Consider the following 18,346-nt stretch of genomic DNA (forward strand, 5'->3'; position numbering starts at 1 on the left):
GGCGATCAGTAAACAAACAAATGGCAGCCATGCACCGATCGGCATACGGGCCAAGGTGATTGCCTGACACCGATGCGCCAACTAGCCTGATCGGCAAGCAACAACGAATTCCGCTTGGGAGAAAACGCATGGCGCGGCTCAAATTCGGAGCGTTCCTCGCTCCGCATCATCCGATCGGCGAGCATCCGATGCTGCAATTCCGCCGCGACCTCGATCTGGTCGCGCAGCTCGACGAGCTCGGCTACGATGAGTTCTGGTGCGGCGAGCATCATTCCAGCGGCTGGGAGATGATCGCTTCCCCCGAGATGTTTCTCGCCGCCGCCGGCGAGCGCACCAAGCGCATCAGGCTCGGCACCGGCGTGATCTCGCTGCCCTACCATCATCCCTACAACGTCGCGCAGCGGATGGTGCAGCTCGATCACATGACCGGCGGCCGCGCCATCTTCGGCTCGGGCCCCGGCGCGCTCGCCTCCGATGCCCACACACTCGGCATCGATCCGATGACGCAGCGCGACCGTCAGGACGAGGCGATCGCCATCATCCGCCGCCTGTTCAACGGCGAGCGCGTCACCGCCAAGAGCGACTGGTTCACGATGAACGATGCGGCCTTGCAGATCCTGCCGTTGCAGGAGGAGATGCCGTTCGTCGTGGCCTCGCAGATCTCGCCGTCCGGCATGACGTTGGCCGGCAAATACGGCATCGGCATCATCTCGCTCGGCTCGATGTCGACGCAGGGGCTGATGGCGCTGCCGCAGCAATGGGAGTTTGCCGAGGACGCGGCGAAGAAGCACGGCACGACCGTGAGCCGCGCGAACTGGCGCGTGCTGCTATCCTGGCACATCGCGGAGACGCGCGAGCAGGCACGGCGCGAGGCCGGCGCGGGATTGATGCGCTGGCACAACGAGTACACCGTCGGCACCCTGATGCGGCCCGGCCTGAAGGCCTTCTCATCGCCGGACGAGGCCGTCGACAAGACCGCCTTCGTCGAGGGCGCGGCGTCGACGATCGGCACGCCGGACGATCTCGTCAAGACGATCAAGAACCTGATGCAGGTGTCGGGCGGCGTCGGCCACATCATCGGCTTCGTGCACGACTGGGCCAACCCGGAAGCTTCGCGGCGCAGCTGGGACATGGTCGCGCGCTACGTCGTGCCGGAGATCAACGGCTACATCGACGGCCTGCGCCGCTCGCAGAAATTCGTCATCGAGAACCGCGCCATCTTCGACCGCGCCGGCCAGGCCGTGATGGCCAAGATCATGGACAACGACAAGGCCGCCGCCGCGCTGTCGCAGACGGGGCCAGGACGGATCGCGATTCCGGCCGTGAATGCCCCGGATCTGCAGGAGGCGGCGGCGAAACAGCGAGGGTGAGCGTGGGGCGAAGCCGCTCCGCGGCACGCGCAATATAGCGGCATTGATGCCGCTAATTAGTTACTCGTCATGCCCGGGCTTGACCCGGGCATCCACGTCCATCCACCATGTCGAACGACGTGGATCGCCGGGACAAGTCCGGCCATGACGGCCCTAATGGTTGGACTCTAATATGGCGGCAAGGCGCAACTCGAACGGTCGAGCGCGTGACTACCTCACCGCCGCGACGAGCTTCCCGCAGTCGGCGATGGTCGCGATCTGCTTCAGCGTCTCGCGCAGGGCCGGCAGGTCGACCGGCTTCTGGAGTTGCGGGTAGACGACGAGGCCGAGCACGGTGGCGAGGCGGACATTCTTCGTCGCCGGCGGCGTCGGTGTCGGCTTCGACGACCGCTTCACCGCGCATGTGACGACGCGAACGAATACGGCGACGGTCGGCGTCGGCTACAAGTTCTGAGGCGCGGCTAGTCCTGAAGCGAGCGGTCGTGCGCTCGTCGATGACAGTGAGAACAGTCAAACCATGGGGCAGGCGAGGCTTGGCTCCAAACTGCCCGGGCGCTACTTTGAGCGCCATGCCCGCTGCCAAACCCCAGTGCCCTCCGCAGCCGCCCGCTCCCTTGTCTGCTGATGAAGTCATTTTCATCAAGGACACGATCAAGCGCTTTTATGGCGACGACGCGATCGTGCGCAATTTCGGCCCAGACCCGGCCCGCACGGAATTGCACATCGAAACAGGCCGCGACATTGGAATTGCGCATTATGACTGCTGCGGCGTCCTGATGACCCGAATCGACCGCGACCAAATCGCTCTCGAGGTCTCGCGGCGAGGCATGCGGATAAAGGGCCGGGCCAAGCTCGCCTATCGCCAAGGCGTCGTGCTTTGAAATCGGCGCCTCGACGCGAACCGACGTTCGTGCGCGACGCGGCCACGCGCGCGGCAGACGACGCATAGGCGAAGCGAGCGTCACGAGGATTTTCTTAACCCCGCTCTGCCATTCTCGCGGCTAATCGCGCACGGTCTGCAAGGGGACCGCTCGCGCGTAGGACGCGTCAGGCAGCCCGTCGTCTCGACCCGGCGGGCTTTTCCGTGGGAAAGGTCGCCAATGTCACTCTCCTCAGCCAAGAACTACGCGCTGCGCGCCGAACGGTCGCAGGACCCCAAGGAGGCCGCCGACCTCCTGGCAAAGGCGATCCTGGAGCTGGCGGCCTCGATCGAGGCAACCGACGCCAAGGTGAAGAAAATCAACAAATCGGGCGGCTGACAGCCTTGGCGTCCGCGTCAGAACGCGTGGCGGCTTCTGACGGCGACGAGGCTTTATCGCCTCGAAAGATGATCCGCTGAACCTGCGTCGATCGATCGCCGATATCGCGGCGTCGCGCATCAACGACAGCAGAAGGCTGATGGCGACCGTCAGGCCCGACGGGCAAATCACTTCCAGCAAAACGTCTTGAGAAAAGAAACACCACCGCGCCGGCCTGCCGATCACAGGTCGATCGCCGCGAGACGGTGCGCGCCGAAAAACTCATTTCGCGAACCACCTCAATCACATCACCCCTGTCCAGTCCTGCGCGCAAAAATATTCCTGTTTCTCTTTATCAGAATTCATGCTTCTCTCCCACCGTCCCGTCTCGATAAGAGGGGCGCTTCGCGGTCGTCACGAACGTTGAGGCGGGATGCGGTGGGCGTGTCGATGTCGCAGCGTGGTTGATGCCGCGCGGACGAACGACGGCGATGCGCACGGTCAAGTCGCGTGGTCCTGGCACCCCGATGCTGGTGTCCTGCGCAGTGCGCGCAAGCGCGTTGTCGCTCACGGTGGCCAGAAAGCCCGGCGCACCGAGGAGATCGCGAAGCAGCCGTCAAAACCATCGCGCGGGGAATGCCGGGATGCCTCGGCTGAACCTGTGGTACCTGCCGCCTGCATTTTTTTCTGCAGGCGGGCCATGGGTGCGGCCAGCGCCCGGCATTCCCCGTGCCCTCTGTCTGCAGGAGGGCGGAATATTCCATCCCTCGGACGCATCAACGCGCCGCGAGATCGCAGCCGCGTGCGACGCAGCACAACTGGCGGATCATGAGACACCGGAGCGTATTGCATCAGGGCCGCAACCGCCCGACAATGCAGGCCACGGTGTCTGCCACTGTGCCACTGACCGAAACGAAGTCAGATCCGAGACACCGGCCATCAGACGAGAGGAAGCCCCGCGATGTCGATGCAGCATGTGGTCTCTGATGCGATCAGGCTGACCCCGCCACGGCGCAATTCACTCACCCATATCCCCGGCGACGAAGGCTGGCCGATCATCGGCAAGACATTCGAGACGCTCGCCGACCCCAAGGGTCACGTCGAGCGCAACGCCAGGAAGTATGGCCCCGTCTACCGCACCCACATGTTCGGCGACGTCAACGTCGTGCTGCTCGGCCCCGAAGCCAACGAGCTTGTGCTGTTCGACCAGGCCAAGCTGTTCTCGTCGGCGCATGGCTGGGGCCACATCCTCAATCTGCTGTTTCCGCGCGGCCTGATGCTGCTCGATTTCGAGGAGCATCGCATGCACCGCAAGGCGCTGTCGGTCGCCTTCAAGGCCGGGCCGATGAAGTCCTATCTCGCCGGCCTCGACCGCGGCATCGCCGCACGCGTCGCGCAGTGGAAGGCAAATCCGGGCGAGATGCTGTTCTATCCCGCGATCAAGCAGCTGACGCTGGATCTCGCGGCGACGTCCTTCCTGGGGAGCGAGATCGGGCCCGAGGTCGATGCGATCAACCGCGCCTTCGTCGACATGGTCGCGGCCGCGGTGGCGCCGATCCGCCGGCCGCTGCCGGGTACGCAGATGGCGCGCGGCGTCAAGGGCCGCCAGCGCATCGTCGCCTATTTCTCCGAGCAGATCCCGCTGCGCCGCGCGCGCGGCGACGGCGAGGACCTGTTCTCGCATCTGTGCCGCGCCACCGACGACCGCGGCGCGCTGCTGTCGACGCAGGACATCGTCGATCACATGAGCTTCCTGATGATGGCCGCGCACGACACGCTGACCTCGTCGATCACCTCGTTCGTCGCCCAGCTCGCCGCGCATCCAGAGTGGCAGCAGAAGCTGCGCGACGAGGTCGCGAGCCTCGGCCTTGCAGAGGGCGATCCGATGAGCTCGGAGCATCTGGAGAAGATGAAGCTCACCGAGATGGCGTTCCAGGAGACCTTGCGGCTGATGCCGCCGGTGCCGTCATTGCCGCGCCGCCCGGTCCGGGACTTCACCTTCAAGGGCTATGCGATTCCCGCCGGCACCGGCGTCGGCATCAATCCGATGTTCACGCATCACATGCCGGAGATCTGGCCCGAGCCCGAGCGCTTCGATCCGATGCGCTTCACCGACGAGGCCCAGCGCGGCCGCCACCGCTTCGCCTGGGTGCCGTTCGGCGGCGGCGCGCATATGTGCCTCGGCCTGCACTTCGCCTACATGCAGGTGAAATGCTTTGCGCGGCATTTCCTGTCCAACATCGAGGTCTCCTTCGCCCCCGGCTATCAGCCGAGCTGGCAGGTCTGGCCGATCCCGAAGCCGCGCGACGGGCTGAAGGTGATGCTGAAGGCGGTGTGACCGGCGCGCATTGATACAGCAAGGGCGCCAAGGATCTTGGTTTGTTGCGGACGCTTTCCTCCTCGTCTTCCTCCTCGTCATGGCCGGGCTTGACCCGGCCATCCATCCTGCTGCAACTCGCGGATGAGAGACGTGGATGTCCGGGCATGACGAAATGTATACTTCGCCGTCCCTACTCCGCCGCATCCCCCAACAGCTTGCGCATCGCCTGATAGCCCTGCTGCTGCTGGGTCCAATTGCGGCCGCCGGTGATGGCGCCGTCGATGACGAGATCATGGCCGTTGATGAAACTCGCTTCGTCGCTGGCGAGAAACACCGCGGCGTAGGCGATGTCGTCGGGCAGGCCGGCACGCGGAATCGGCTGCGCCGTGGCATAGGCGTTGCGGATCGTCTCCGGCGTCTTCTCGGCGGCCTCGGTCGACAGACCGAGCGCCTTGCCGAAGATCCCGGTGGCGATCAGTCCGGGCGAGATCGAGTTGACGCGCACGCCGGACTCGCCGAGCTCCATCGCCACGCATTTCGTCAGATGGATCACGGCCGCCTTCGCCGTGCTGTAGACCACCGAGGTCGAATAGCCCGCGAGCCGGCCGGCGATCGAGCCGTTGTTGATGATGCTGCCGGAGCCTTGCCGCTTCATGTGGGGCGCGGCGTATTTCATGCCGAGCATGACGCTGCGCACCAGCACCGCCATGGCCTGGTCGAAACGATCGGCGTCGAGCCCTTCGATGCCGCCGGTCTGCGCCGGGCCGCCGGCATTGTTGAACACGCAATCGAGCCGGCCGAAGCGCTCGGCCGCGCCATCGATCAATGCCCGCATCTGCTCGTCGACGGTGACGTCGGTCTGCCGGAAGACGCAGTCCGCTCCGAGCCGGCGCGCCAGCGCCTCACCCTCGGCGCTGCGCCGGCCTGCAACGACGACCTTCGCCCCCTCGGCCACGAAGATCTCCGCCGTCCGCAGCCCGATCCCGCTGGTCGCGCCCGTGATCACGGCGACCTTGCCCTCCAACCGTCCCATTCGCTGCTCCTTCCGTTGTTGCTGCGTGCTCATTCTTGGCGACGGAATAATAAGCGCCTGAGTTCCGCCGCGGAACCATCATCGTGCGCGCCAACCTGCAACACACGCAAGGCGGCTTCCATCAACCGGACAAATTACCGCCACGTCGGCCTTAATTTGGTTGCGCAGTTGAGGCTCATGGATGTCCATGACGCGACTCATCGACGACATCAAGCGGATCTGGCGCGGCGAGCAGCAGCCTTCCCTGACATGGAGCTGCATGTTTGCAGCGATGTGCCTGCTCGCAGCCACGGCGATCCGCTACGGCATGGCGCATCTGCGGCCCGACGTGTTCTTCACGCCCTACATGGCGGCCGTCTTCTTCGCCACCGCGATGGGCGGATCGGGCGTCGGCCTGGCAACGGCGATCGCTGGCGCAGCGCTCGGCCTGACGCTCGATTTTGGCGGCGGTCCGGCCGATGGCGCCCGGCTCGCGCTGATGGCGATGTATATGGTCGTGGCGATGCTGGTGATCTGGGGCGTCGATCACTACCGGCGCCTGGCCGGCAAACAGCGCGAGATCGCCCGGCGCCTCGCCCAGGAGGAGCAGTATCGCAAGCTCCTGGTCGACGAACTGCATCACCGGCTCAAGAACAAGACCTCGACCATTCACGCCGTGCTGCATCAGGTGCTGTACGACCAGCCGCAGGTGTGGAGCCGCATCGACCAGCGCATCCGCGCGCTCGCGACCGCCGACGACCTGATCGCGCGCGCCGACGGACAGGGCTGCGACCTGAAGGATCTGCTGGTCTCGGAGCTCGGGCCATATGGCCATGTCCGCTTCGAGCTCAACGGCCCGCCGCTGTTCCTGCCTGCCAAGCTCGCCGTCAGCCTCGCTTTGATCTTTCACGAGCTTGCGACCAATGCCGGCAAGTACGGCGCCTTTGCCTCGCCGCGCGGCTTCCTTCAGGTGTCGTGGACGATGCAGGAGGACCGCCTCGATCTGACCTGGGACGAGGCCGGGGGTCCACCGATCGGTCCGATCGGCAAGCCCGGTTTCGGGAGCAAATTGCTGAAGTCCGTGCTGTCGTCGTTCGATGGCAGGACCGAGACCAGGTTTCTCGAATCCGGCCTTCACTGCACCTTGCAGTGTCGCGTGCCACCGAACTGAACCGGCCGCCGGGCGGCCATTGCTGCCTACGACTTTCGCCGCATGCGTGCGGCCGCGTCGCTACTCCGATTCACGAACGGTTAATGACGCCGCGGCACAAAGCTCCGTCATTTCCAATACTTGGCTCGCGCGTTCCGTGTTTCTACGTAGCGCTTAACTAAAATGAAGCGGGAACTTTGCACAATCGGCGCATGTACAGCAGCGACCGATTCAACTTTTCCCCCGGGCCGAACGAGGGGCTGGGCTCGACCGAGGCCGAGCTGCGCTTCCTGCGTAGCGTCCTCAGCCAGCTGCCGTCGGGCGTCACGGTCCAGGACGAGCACGGTCGCTTTCTGCTGGTCAACGATACGGCCGCCGTTCAGCTCGGCGCCGCCGCCAACAGCATCGACGGCCTCTCGGCGCCGCATCTCCATAACCGGCGCACCGCCTGCCGCGAGATCCTCGGCCGGGGGCGAACGGTGATCGGCGAGGAAAAAGTGGCAGGCGAGCGCGGCGCGCAGACCCTGCTGACCGCGCATCGACCGGTCCGCATCGGTGACCAAGTAGTCCTCATCTCCAGCTCGGCCGACATCAGCGAGCAGAAGGAGTTCGAGGACCAGCTTTTTCGGGCCGCCTATTACGACGAGCTGACCGGCCTGCCGATGCGCCGCGTGGTCGAGCATCGCGCCGACCATCTGGTCCGGCGCGGCCGGGTCGACGGACGCTTCGCGCTCGCCTTTCTCGATCTCGATAATTTCAAATACATCAACGACTATTACGGCCACGCCACCGGCGATGCGCTGCTGGTCGAGCTCGCCAAGCGTATCAGCCGCGACCTGCGCGAATCGGACCTGCTGTCGCGTATCAGCGGCGACGAGTTCCTGCTGCTGCTGCATCCGATCGAGCGCGCCGAGGAGGTCGCCGAATTCCTCCAGGACATGGTGAACCGCCTGAACGCGCCCTTCTTCATCGACGGCGCCGAGGTATTCGCCTCGGCGTCCGTTGGCGTCAGCCTGTTTCCCGAGCACGGCGCGAGCTACGACGTGCTGCGCCAGAACGCCGATCTCGCGATGTATCGCGTCAAGAACGGCGGCAAGGGCGCACTGGCCTTCTTCTCGAGCGCAATGGAGCACGAGGCGCTGGCGCGCATGAAGGTCGAGCAGTCGCTGCGGCTCGCGATCCTCGAAAAGCGCTTCTGCTGCGCGTTCCAGGCCAAGGTCGACATCCGCACCGAGGAGATCAAGGGCATCGAGGCGCTGGTGCGCCTGCGCGACAATGAAGGCGTGATCCAGGCTCCCGGCTCCTTCATCAATCTCGCCGTCGAGCTCGGCCTGATCGACGAGCTCGCCCATCTCGTGCTGGCCGAGATCGTCAAGTCGATCGATCTGATCAACGACGCGTTTGGACCCGAGGCGACGATCAGCATCAACGTCGCGGCAAAACAGGCGTCGAATCCGGAATTCATGCAGCCCTTCGCCCGGGCGATTGCAGCAACCGGCTTTCCCAAGCGGTTCATGATCGAGGTCACCGAGGACGCGTTCGTGACCCGCAGCCATTTCCAGGACGAGATCGTGCCGCTGCTGCGCGGGATCGGCGTCGGCATCTCGATCGACGATTTCGGCATCGGCTATTCGTCGCTGTCGGCGCTCGCCGACATCACGGCGGACGAGATCAAGATCGACCGCTCCTTCATCACCGACATTCATAAGCGGCCGCGCAGCCAGGGCATCCTGCGTGCGATCGAATCCCTGAGCGAAGCGCTCGGCATGACCGTGATCGCGGAGGGCATCGAGTCCTTTGAGGAGCTCGCTTATCTGCAGGCCGCGACCAAGATCCGCTATGCGCAGGGCTACTACTTCTCGCGTCCGATCTTCCTCGAGGAGCTGAAGCCGGCGGCCCCGCTTGCAAGCGAAGCGCGCATCAGTCTCGCCAGTCGCCCTGTGCAGGAAAATCGCCAGTCCTATGCGCGCAGCAGCCGCTATCGGCGCTGAGTTTTAGGAGGAATAGCCCTCGGCCCGAGGAATGAGCCGTCACGGGGTGCCGCCGAAAGCGCCTTGACCCAGGCCGAGCCTGCACACTATCAGTTGCAGACAACAGCCGCCGGTAGCTGGGAGGAAGGCTCGTGAAGACGTCATATATACTCAAAGGCATTGTTTCATCACTGACTGCGGCCCTGCTGGCCACCGCCGCCCAGGCCGACGATCTGAAAATCGCTCTCATCTACGGCAAGACCGGCCCGCTCGAGGCCTATGCCAAGCAGACCGAGGCCGGTCTTCGCCTCGGCTTCGAATATGCCACCAAGGGCACCAACATGATCGACGGTCGCAAGATCGTCATCATCACCAAGGACGACCAGGGCAAGCCCGATTTGTCGAAGGCGGCGCTCTCCGAGGCCTATCAGGACGATGGCGCCGACATCGCCATCGGCACGACCTCCTCCGCTGCGGCGCTCGCCAACCTGCCGGTCGCCGAAGAGAACAAGAAGATCCTGATCGTCGAGCCGGCAGTGGCTGACCAGATCACCGGCGAGAAGTGGAACCGCTACATCTTCCGCACCGGCCGCAACTCCTCGCAGGACGCAATCTCCAACGCGGTCGCGATCGGCAAGCCCGGCGTCACCGTCGCCACGCTGGCCCAGGACTATGCCTTCGGACGCGACGGCGTCGCCGCCTTCAAGGAGGCGCTGGCCAAGACCGGCGCGACGCTGGGCGCCGAGGAATATGTGCCGACCAGCACCACCGACTTCACCGCCGTCGGCCAGCGCCTGTTCGACGCGCTGAAGGACAAGCCCGGCAAGAAGATCATCTGGGTGATCTGGGCCGGCGCCGGCGATCCGCTCACCAAGCTGCAGGACATGGATCCCAAGCGCTACGGCATCGAGCTGTCGACCGGCGGCAACATCCTGCCGGCGCTTGCCGCCTACAAGCGGCTGCCCGGCATGGAAGGCGCCACCTACTATTATTATGACATTCCCAAGAACCCCGTGAACGACTGGCTGGTGGCAGAGCACCAGAAGCGCTTCAACGCACCGCCGGACTTCTTCACCGCGGGCGGCTTCTCCGCGGCGATGGCGGTCGTCACCGCCGTGACCAAGGCCAAGTCGACCGATACCGAGAAGCTGATTGCGGCGATGGAAGGCATGGAGTTCGATACGCCGAAGGGCAAGATGGTCTTCCGGAAAGAGGATCACCAGGCGCTGCAAAGCATGTATCACTTCCGCGTCAAGGTCGACCCGAACCTCGCCTGGGCCGTCAACGAGCCGGTGCGCGAGATCAAGATCGACGAGATGACCGTCCCGATCCGCAACAAGCGCTGAGATGCTGACATCCGTGCCCGGCCCTCGCGCCGGGCACGTCCACTTTGGAAGTCATACAGCTGACGATATGGCCCTCACCCTCGAAACCCGCGATCTCACCATCCGCTTCGGCGGCCATGTCGCGGTCAACAGCGTCAGCTGCAGCTTCCGGCCGGGCGAGCTGACCGCGATCGTCGGCCCCAACGGCGCCGGCAAGACGACCTATTTCAATCTGATCTCCGGCCAGTTGCGCGCCTCCGCGGGGTCCATCGTTTTCGACGGCAGTGACATCACCAATCTCTCGGCGCCGCTGCGCACCCGCGCCGGCCTTGGCCGCGCCTTCCAGCTCACCAATCTGTTTCCCAATCTCAGCGTCGAAGAGAATGTGCGATTGGCGGTCCAGGCCCAAAGCGGGGTCCATTACGATCTCCTGCGTCCCTGGATGGCACGCCGTGACCTGATTGCGCGCGCCGATGCAATCCTCGATCAGGTGGCTCTCGGCAGCCGCCGGAGCATCACCGCGACGACGCTGTCGCATGGCGACCAGCGCAAGCTCGAGGTCGCGCTGATGATGGCGCTCGAGCCGAAGGTTTTCATGTTCGACGAGCCCACCGCCGGCATGAGCATCGACGAGGTCCCTGTCGTGCTCGACCTGATCGGCAGGCTCAAGCAGGACAAGAGCAGGATCATCCTGCTGGTCGAGCACAAGATGGACGTCGTGCGCTCGCTCGCCGACCGCATCATCGTGCTGCATAACGGCCAGCTGGTCGCCGACGGCGAGCCGGCGGAGGTCATCGCCTCGCCCATCGTGCAGGAAGCCTATCTCGGCGTCGCGCCGCGGAGCGCGGCATGAGCACGCTACTGAAGCTTGCGGGCGTCGAGACCTATATCGGACGCTATCACATCCTGCAGGGCGTCGACTTCGAGGTGCCCGAGGGCCAGACCACGATGCTGCTTGGCCGCAACGGCGCCGGCAAGACCACAACCTTGCGCACCATCATGGGGCTGTGGCAGGCGAAGACCGGCACCATCACGCTCGCGGGCGAAGCGATCGAAAAGCTCGCGACGCCCGACATCGCACAGCGCGGCGTCGGCTACGTGCCCGAGAGCATGGCGGTGTTCTCCGACCTGACGGTCAAGGAGAACCTGGTGCTGGCGGCGCGCAACGGTCCGCTCGACGATGCCCAGCTCGCCTGGATCTTCGGCTTCTTTCCAGCCCTGAAGAAGTTCTGGTTGTCCCGCGCCGGCAGCCTGTCCGGCGGCCAAAAGCAGATGCTGTCGATCGCGCGCGCGATCGTCGAGCCGCGCAAGCTGCTGCTGATCGACGAGCCGACCAAGGGCCTGGCGCCGGCGATCGTGGTGTCGCTGATCGAATGCCTCAAGGAGATCAAGCGCCGTGGCGCCACGATCCTGCTGGTCGAGCAGAATTTTCACGCCGCGCGCGAGCTCGGCGACCAGGTGCTGGTGATGGACAACGGCACCATCGTCCATCGCGGCGAGATGGCCGTGCTCGCGGCCGACGTGCCGCTGCAGGAGCGCCTGCTCGGCCTCAGCCTGGAGGCGCATCAATGAGCGAGATCGCGGCAACCGATGCGCTGCCCAAGCCGAAGCGCGACATCGCGCCGCTGCTGCTGCCGGTCGTGCTGGCGCTCCTGATGATCCCGCTGGTCGGGTCAGCGAGTTCCTGGGTTACCCTGACGGTTGCGAGCCTCGCGATGGGCATGATGATCTTCATCATGGCCTCGGGCCTGACGCTCGTATTCGGCCTGATGGACGTGCTCAATTTCGGCCACGGTGCCTTCATCGCCGTCGGCGCCTACGTTGCGACCCTGGTGCTGCTGCCGCTGGCGGGCTGGGCCCAGTCCGACTCGCTGCTGACCAATCTCGCCGTCCTCGTCCCGGCTGCGCTGCTGTCGATGGGCGTGACCGGCGCGCTCGGCCTCGTCGTCGAGCGCGTGCTGGTGCTGCCGGTCTACGGCCAGCACCTCAAGCAGATCCTGATGACCACCGGCGGCCTCATCGTTGCCGAGCAGACCCTGTATGCGTTGTTCGGCCCGCAGATCATTCCCATGCCGCTGCCCACGGCGTTGCGTGGATCCTTCATCATCGGTGACGTCGCGATCTCGAAATACCGGTTGCTGGCCATGCTCGTCGGCTTCGCGATCTTCGTCGCCATCGAGCTGGTGCTGAACCGGACCAAGATCGGCCTGTTGATCCGCGCCGGCGTCGAGAACCGCGAGATGGTCGAGGCGCTCGGCTATCGCATCCGCCGGCTGTTCCTCGGCGTGTTCATGGCCGGCTCGGCGCTGGCCGGCGTCGGCGGCGTGATGTGGGGGCTGTATCGCGAGCAGGTGCATGCCTCGATCGGCGACGAGCTCACCGTGCTGGTATTCATCGTCGTGATCATTGGCGGGCTCGGCTCGATCACCGGCTGCTTCATCGGCGCGATGCTGGTCGCGATGGTTGCCAACTATGGCGGCTTCCTGGTGCCGAAGCTCGCCCTCGTCTCCAACATCCTGCTGATGGTCGCCGTGCTGATGTGGCGGCCGCGCGGCCTCTATGCGGTGACCAGCCGATGATGATCCTGTCCGGCGACCCACCGCGCAGCCGCGCGCTGTCCATCCTGCTCACCGTCATCATCCTGGCACTGCTGGCGACACCCTTCATCTTTCCTGGCGCCAAGGCGCTCAACGTCGCCGCCAAGATCTGCATCTTCGCCGCGCTGGTCGCCTCCTACGATCTGCTGCTGGGCTACACCGGCTCGGTGTCGTTCGCGCATACGATGTTCTACGGCATCGGCTCCTATGCGATCGCGATCGCGCTCTACGGGCTCGGTCCCAACTGGACCGCGGTGGCGGTTGCCGTCGCCGCCGGGCTGCCGCTCGCATTGCTGCTGGCGCTCGCGATCGGCCTGTTCTCGCTGCGCGTCGAGGCGATCTTCTTTGCGATGATCACCCTCGCCGTCGCCTCCGCCTTCCTGGTGCTGGCCTCGCAACTCTCGTGGCTGACGGGCGGCGAGGACGGCCGCAGCTTTCAGCTGCCTGAGCTGTTGCGACCCGGCACGGTCTTCATTAGCAAGGACTGGTTCGGCTTCCCGATCAACGGCCGCATCCTGACCTATTACCTGGTGCTGGTGGCCTGCGCGCTGATGATCCTGGCGCTGCTGCGCGTCGTGAACTCGCCGTTCGGCCGCGTGCTGCAGGCGATCCGCGAGAACCGCTTCCGGGCCGAGGCGCTCGGCTACCGCACCGTCTTCCATCTCACCTATGCCAACTGCATCGCCGCCGTCATCGCGGCGTGCGCGGGCATGCTGAACGCGCTGTGGCTGCGCTATGCCGGCCCCGACACCTCCCTCGCCTTCTCGATCATGCTCGACATCCTTCTGATGGTGGTGATCGGTGGCATGGGCACGATCTATGGCGCCATCATTGGGGCTGCGATCTTCATCCTGGCGCAGAATTATCTGCAGGCCCTGATGGGGATCGCTTCGACCGCGGCGGCGGACGCCGGACTGCCGCTTCTGCCCGGCCTGCTGCACCCCGACCGCTGGCTGCTGTGGCTCGGCCTCCTGTTCATCGCCAGCGTCTATTTCTTTCCGACCGGCGTCGTCGGGCGCCTCCGCAACAAGCCGGGCGCGACACGCTGAGCTGCAAGTACCCTTAAAATTCCGCGCTGCGGCGCCGCCGCAGCTTTGGCCGCACGGTATTCGCATGCGGAAATTATCGTTTGCCGCGAAGTTTCGACGCGCCCTTAAGCGACGGCTAACCGCATTTCCTAACCGGTCCGGCACCAGTGCCTTGTTATCAAGCTTGCTTGCAACAAGTCATTTCCTCCCCGGGTCGATCAAGGCATGCAGGGCGCAGCAGACACGTCAGGGACCGGCGGTAGCGAGCCGGAACGGATTGGCACGTCCCTCTGGCGCGGTCCGGTGCCATGGCTGATCGCGTGCGGCGCGCTTCTGATCGCAGCGATCGTCATCGGGACGATCGTCATGGCCAGCGGCTTTCGGACACGTGCGATCGCCAACAACGAGCGCGAGCTCGAAAATACCGTGCTGCTGTTGAGCCGGCATTTCGCGCAGCAGTTCGAAGATGCCGAGACCGCGGTGTCGCATGCGATCCACCGCATGCAGCTCGGGTCGATCGGTTCGCCGGAGGCGTTCCGGACCGAGATGGCAAAACCCGAGATCAGCGAGATGCTGCGGTCTCAGGTCAGTGGCCTGTCCTATATGGGAGACCTCACGATCATCGACGTCGACGGCAATTTCGTGAACTGGTCGTCCAACGACCCGCTGCCGGCCATCAACGTCGCGGACCGCTCCTACTTCAAGGACCTGCAATCGGCATCGCGGCCGGACAGCTTCGTGATCCTGCCGGTCATGAGCCGCGTCACCGGCGGCTGGGCGACCATCGTCGCGCATCGCCTGAACGGCCCGAACGGGGAATTCCTCGGCCTCCTGACCCGCCGGGTGGATCCGCACACCTACGAGACGTTCCTGGAATCGATGGCTCTCGGGAAGGGCTCGTCGATCATGCTGGTCCATTCCGACGGCGCCGTGCTGGCGCGCTACCCGCACGCCGAATCCCTGATGGGCGCCAGGATCGGGAACGACGAGCTGCTGAAGGGGGTCGCGGAGAGTGGCCTGCGCACGACCCTGCTCACGAGCTCCGTCGACAACCTGGAGAAGATCGCGTCCGCCTCCAGGATCGGGCGCTTCCCGCTCGTCATCTCGGCCAATAGGCTGGTCGACGATGCGCTCGCGGACTGGCGATCGCAGATGGTGCTGCTCGTAGGTGCGGCGATGCTTGCGATCGCGGTCATCGCCCTGACGTTCAGCCTGATGATCCGGCAGATCGTGCGACAGGGGCGTGCGGCAACGCGTCAACTGGAGACCGAGAAGCAACGGGTCGAGACTGCGCTGGACAACATGACGCAGGGGCTGATCTCGTTCGACGCGAACGCATGCGTCGTGATGTTCAATCAGCGCTTCATCGACCTGCTCGGCCTGTCCAGAGACGCGATCAGGCCCGGTGCCCACCTCAGCGAGGTCATCGCGCACTGCAAGGCGCGCGGATCCTTCAACGGCGACGTGACCGACTTCTGCGCCGACATCATCGACAGAGCCGCAGCAGGCGGCACCTCGCAGATGATCGCGGAGGGCGGAGCCGGACGCTTCTTCAACATCATCGACAAGCCGCTGGCGTCGGGCGGATGGGTCACGACGATCGAGGACATCAGCGAGCATCGCAGGATCGAGCAGGAGCGCGACCGCAACTACGCATTCCTGCGCGAGATCATCGACCACATCCCGTCACACATCATGGTCAAGGACGTCCGCGACCGCCGCTACGTGCTGGTCAACCAGTCGACCGAGCAGCGCTTCGGCGTGCCACGCGACGAGATCGTCGGCAAGACGGTGTTCGACCTGCTGCCGCGACCGGTCGCGGAAAAGGTGACGGCGGACGACGACCGGGCTCTGGAGCAGTCGGACGGGCTGTTTCTCGCCGAACATCCCTGGCAGAGTCCGGGACTGGGCTTGCGCTACATCACATCGCGGCGCATCGCCGTCGCGGATGATGCACAGCGGCCGCGCTATCTGATCAACGTGATCGAGGACACCACGGAGCGGCGGCTGGCCGACGAGAAGATCGCCCATCTCGCACATTTCGATGCATTGACCGAGCTGCCGAACCGCGTGCTGTTCCAGGAGCGCATCGACGAGGAACTGGAACGCGTGCGCCACGGCACCTTCTTCGCGCTGCTCTACATCGATGTCGACGAGTTCAAGGGCATCAACGATTCGCTCGGCCATCATGTCGGCGACGAGCTGTTGAAGACGATCGCGCGCCGCATCGAAAGCTGCCTCGCGCCGGAGGATATGGTGGCCCGGCTCGGCGGCGATGAATTCGCGGTGCTGCTGACCACCGTTGCGGACCGGGACGAGGTCATCGTGGCCGTGAAGGAGATCCTCGACGCGATCCGCGAGCCCTATAAATGCCTGGGCCACCAATTGTCGACCGACGCCAGCATCGGCATCGCGCTGGCGCCCCAGGACGGCGTCGAGCGCGACCAGCTGACCAAGAATGCCGACCTCGCAATGTATGCCGCCAAGGCCGGCGGCCGCCGCACTTTCCGTTTCTTCGAGCCGGCGATGGATGAAAACGCGCGCGCGCGGCTGCAGTTGCAGCAGGACCTGCGCCGGGCGATCACGGAAGGCCAGTTCGAGCTGCACTACCAGCCGCTGCTCGGCTTCAGCGAGAACGTCATGACCGGCTGCGAGGCGCTGTTGCGCTGGCGTCATCCGGAGCGAGGGATGGTGCCGCCGCTCGACTTCATTCCGCTCGCCGAGGACACCGGGCTCATCAACGAGATCGGCGACTGGGTGTTACGCACCGCCTGCGCCGAGGCCGCGCATTGGCCCGCCGACATCCGCATCGCCGTGAACGTCTCGCCCGTGCAGCTCAAATCGCCGACCCTGGCGCTGCGGATCGCAGGCGCGCTGTCGGCGGCCGGCCTTGCACCCGAACGGCTCGAGATCGAGATCACCGAGGCGGTGCTGATCAGCGACGACGACGCCGCGCTCGGCATCCTGCACCAGTTGCACGACATGGGCGTGCGCATCGCGCTCGACGATTTCGGCACCGGCTATTCGTCGCTGAGCTATCTGAAGCGGTTCCCGTTCGACAAGATCAAGATCGACCGCTGCTTCGTCAGCGACATCGGCGCCGGCAGCTCGTCGGCGATCGTCCAGGCGGTGGTGAGCATCGCCGCCGCCAGCAACATGACGACCACGGCCGAAGGCGTCGAGACCGGGGCGCAGCAGACGGCGCTGCGCCAGCTCGGCTGCACCGAAATGCAGGGCTATCTGTTCAGCGCCCCGAAGCCGGCGGCCGAGCTGCGCAAGCTGTTTGCCCTGGAGGCGGCGGCAGGGGGCCTGCAGGTCGCCGGCTGAGCCGGCTCGCCGGCACGGTCCACGCCCGGCCGTCCCGGCCGAGGCTGCGGCGCGAGGCCACGCAGATTTCGACGACCGGCCCGCTACCGGCCTCGGCGCGGCGTTCCTATATCCGGAGCGGCAACAACGGAGTTGGCAGGTCGTCATGCAGCCGGTTTCCATGCTTCTGAACATCCTCTGGATCCTGTGCGGCGGCGCCTACATGGCGTTCGGCTGGCTGGTCGCCGCGGTCGTGATGGCGATCACGATCGTCGGCCTGCCCTGGTCCCGCGCCGCCTTCAACATCGCCGCCTATACGCTGCTGCCGTTCGGCTCGCGCGCGGTCCGCCGCGACGAGCTCACCGGCATGGAGGACGTAGGAACCGGCGTTCTCGGCCTGCTCGGCAACATCATCTGGCTCGTGCTGGCCGGCTGGTGGCTGGCGCTCGGCCACCTCCTGACCGCAATCGTGCTCGCGGTGAGCATCATCGGCCTGCCCTTCGCCTGGGCCCATCTGAAGCTCGCCGGGCTCGCCTTGTGGCCGATCGGCAAGACCATCGTGCCGGCGTAGGGCGGTCGGCGGGAGCGGGCCGGCCGCGCCCCCCGCCGAACTGCCCGCGTGCCTCGCGGCGCGAGCGGCCGTCCGCCCGGTCCGGGAGCATCCAAGGCCGTTGCCGTCGCCGGGGCAATCGGCTAAACGATTTGCCGTACGCACCCGTAGCTCAGCTGGATAGAGCGTTGCCCTCCGAAGGCAGATGTCAAGCTGTTTTCCGGGAGCGCGAAACTAAAAAGAAATCGAGTTTTCAGAGACTTAAGAAATCGGCGCGGATCGCTTCACAGCCACGAAGTTTCCGCGTAAGCACTGCGTAAGCAGCGCAGGCACCCGTAGCTCAGCTGGATAGAGCGTCGCCCTCCGAAGGCGAAGGCCACACGTTCGAATCGTGTCGGGTGCGCCACCCAATGGATAGCTCTCTCGGAAGCCGAGATGAGCTAGCAGCACATCACCCGCCACTCGTGAGAAATGCGTTCA

General features: G+C 65.2%; 16 protein-coding genes and 1 tRNA gene. 14 read left to right on the plus strand and 3 right to left on the minus strand.

Annotation, left to right across the window (positions count from 1 at the left end; all coding sequences use genetic code 11):
• Positions 1-128 precede the first annotated feature (128 nt).
• Positions 129-1,370 carry an LLM class flavin-dependent oxidoreductase gene (locus tag QX126_RS21170; protein ID WP_315735365.1) on the plus strand — a complete coding sequence of 414 codons (1,242 nt, stop codon included), beginning with the start codon at positions 129-131 and terminating at the stop codon, positions 1,368-1,370.
• A 210-nt stretch (positions 1,371-1,580) separates the two neighbouring features.
• On the opposite strand, the gene QX126_RS21175 is transcribed toward QX126_RS21170, so the two are convergent.
• The gene (locus tag QX126_RS21175; protein ID WP_315775741.1) at positions 1,581-1,703 is read right to left on the minus strand and encodes a hypothetical protein; all 123 of its coding nucleotides are present in this window, start codon (positions 1,701-1,703) and stop codon (positions 1,581-1,583) included.
• Between the two features lie 236 nt (positions 1,704-1,939).
• On the opposite strand from QX126_RS21175, the gene QX126_RS21180 reads away from it, so the two are divergent.
• Positions 1,940-2,251: a hypothetical protein gene (locus tag QX126_RS21180; RefSeq protein ID WP_315773231.1), complete on the plus strand. Its 312-nt coding sequence runs from the start codon at positions 1,940-1,942 to the stop codon at positions 2,249-2,251.
• A 219-nt stretch (positions 2,252-2,470) separates the two neighbouring features.
• Entirely contained in the window at positions 2,471-2,629 is a 159-nt protein-coding gene (locus QX126_RS21185; protein WP_213737209.1) for a hypothetical protein, read from the plus strand.
• Here QX126_RS21185 and QX126_RS21190 read toward each other — a convergent pair.
• A complete protein-coding gene (locus tag QX126_RS21190) occupies positions 2,610-2,915 on the minus strand; it encodes a hypothetical protein (protein ID WP_315773232.1) in 306 nt (101 codons plus the stop codon). The two genes, QX126_RS21185 and QX126_RS21190, sit on opposite strands and share 20 nt — an antisense overlap.
• Before the next feature lie 654 nt (positions 2,916-3,569).
• Here QX126_RS21190 and QX126_RS21195 point away from each other — a divergent pair.
• Entirely contained in the window at positions 3,570-4,946 is a 1,377-nt protein-coding gene (locus QX126_RS21195) for a cytochrome P450 (RefSeq protein ID WP_315773234.1), read from the plus strand.
• A gap of 172 nt (positions 4,947-5,118) precedes the next feature.
• Here the strand turns inward: QX126_RS21195 and QX126_RS21200 are convergent, their stop codons facing one another.
• On the minus strand, positions 5,119-5,961 hold the full coding sequence (locus QX126_RS21200; protein ID WP_315783409.1) for an SDR family oxidoreductase: 843 nt from the start codon (positions 5,959-5,961) through the stop codon (positions 5,119-5,121).
• A gap of 181 nt (positions 5,962-6,142) precedes the next feature.
• Here QX126_RS21200 and QX126_RS21205 point away from each other — a divergent pair, with 181 nt between their 5' ends.
• The 10 genes from QX126_RS21205 to QX126_RS21250 all read left to right on the plus strand — a co-directional run bounded on the left by QX126_RS21205 (position 6,143) and on the right by QX126_RS21250 (position 18,272).
• On the plus strand, positions 6,143-7,111 hold the full coding sequence (locus tag QX126_RS21205) for a sensor histidine kinase (protein ID WP_315735382.1): 969 nt from the start codon (positions 6,143-6,145) through the stop codon (positions 7,109-7,111).
• A gap of 191 nt (positions 7,112-7,302) precedes the next feature.
• Positions 7,303-9,081: a putative bifunctional diguanylate cyclase/phosphodiesterase gene (locus QX126_RS21210; RefSeq protein ID WP_315783411.1), complete on the plus strand. Its 1,779-nt coding sequence runs from the start codon at positions 7,303-7,305 to the stop codon at positions 9,079-9,081.
• A gap of 131 nt (positions 9,082-9,212) precedes the next feature.
• A complete protein-coding gene (locus QX126_RS21215; protein WP_315783413.1) occupies positions 9,213-10,406 on the plus strand; it encodes a substrate-binding domain-containing protein in 1,194 nt (397 codons plus the stop codon).
• A gap of 67 nt (positions 10,407-10,473) precedes the next feature.
• Entirely contained in the window at positions 10,474-11,238 is a 765-nt protein-coding gene (locus QX126_RS21220; protein WP_315783415.1) for an ABC transporter ATP-binding protein, read from the plus strand.
• On the plus strand, positions 11,235-11,957 hold the full coding sequence (locus tag QX126_RS21225; RefSeq protein WP_315783416.1) for an ABC transporter ATP-binding protein: 723 nt from the start codon (positions 11,235-11,237) through the stop codon (positions 11,955-11,957). Before QX126_RS21220 ends, QX126_RS21225 begins: the two co-directional genes overlap by 4 nt.
• A complete protein-coding gene (locus QX126_RS21230; RefSeq protein ID WP_315783418.1) occupies positions 11,954-12,964 on the plus strand; it encodes a branched-chain amino acid ABC transporter permease in 1,011 nt (336 codons plus the stop codon). The genes QX126_RS21225 and QX126_RS21230 overlap by 4 nt, the downstream gene beginning before the upstream one ends.
• On the plus strand, positions 12,961-14,031 hold the full coding sequence (locus QX126_RS21235; RefSeq protein WP_315783420.1) for a branched-chain amino acid ABC transporter permease: 1,071 nt from the start codon (positions 12,961-12,963) through the stop codon (positions 14,029-14,031). The genes QX126_RS21230 and QX126_RS21235 overlap by 4 nt, the downstream gene beginning before the upstream one ends.
• 204 nt (positions 14,032-14,235) lie before the next feature.
• On the plus strand, positions 14,236-17,337 hold the full coding sequence (locus QX126_RS21240) for an EAL domain-containing protein (RefSeq protein ID WP_315783422.1): 3,102 nt from the start codon (positions 14,236-14,238) through the stop codon (positions 17,335-17,337).
• A gap of 145 nt (positions 17,338-17,482) precedes the next feature.
• A complete protein-coding gene (locus QX126_RS21245; protein ID WP_315735400.1) occupies positions 17,483-17,887 on the plus strand; it encodes a YccF domain-containing protein in 405 nt (134 codons plus the stop codon).
• Between the two features lie 308 nt (positions 17,888-18,195).
• A tRNA-Arg gene (locus QX126_RS21250) sits at positions 18,196-18,272 on the plus strand.
• Positions 18,273-18,346 lie beyond the last annotated feature (74 nt).

It is taken from the genome of Bradyrhizobium sp. SZCCHNPS1003, assembly GCF_032381555.1.
In the GTDB taxonomy this organism is placed as follows: domain Bacteria; phylum Pseudomonadota; class Alphaproteobacteria; order Rhizobiales; family Xanthobacteraceae; genus Bradyrhizobium.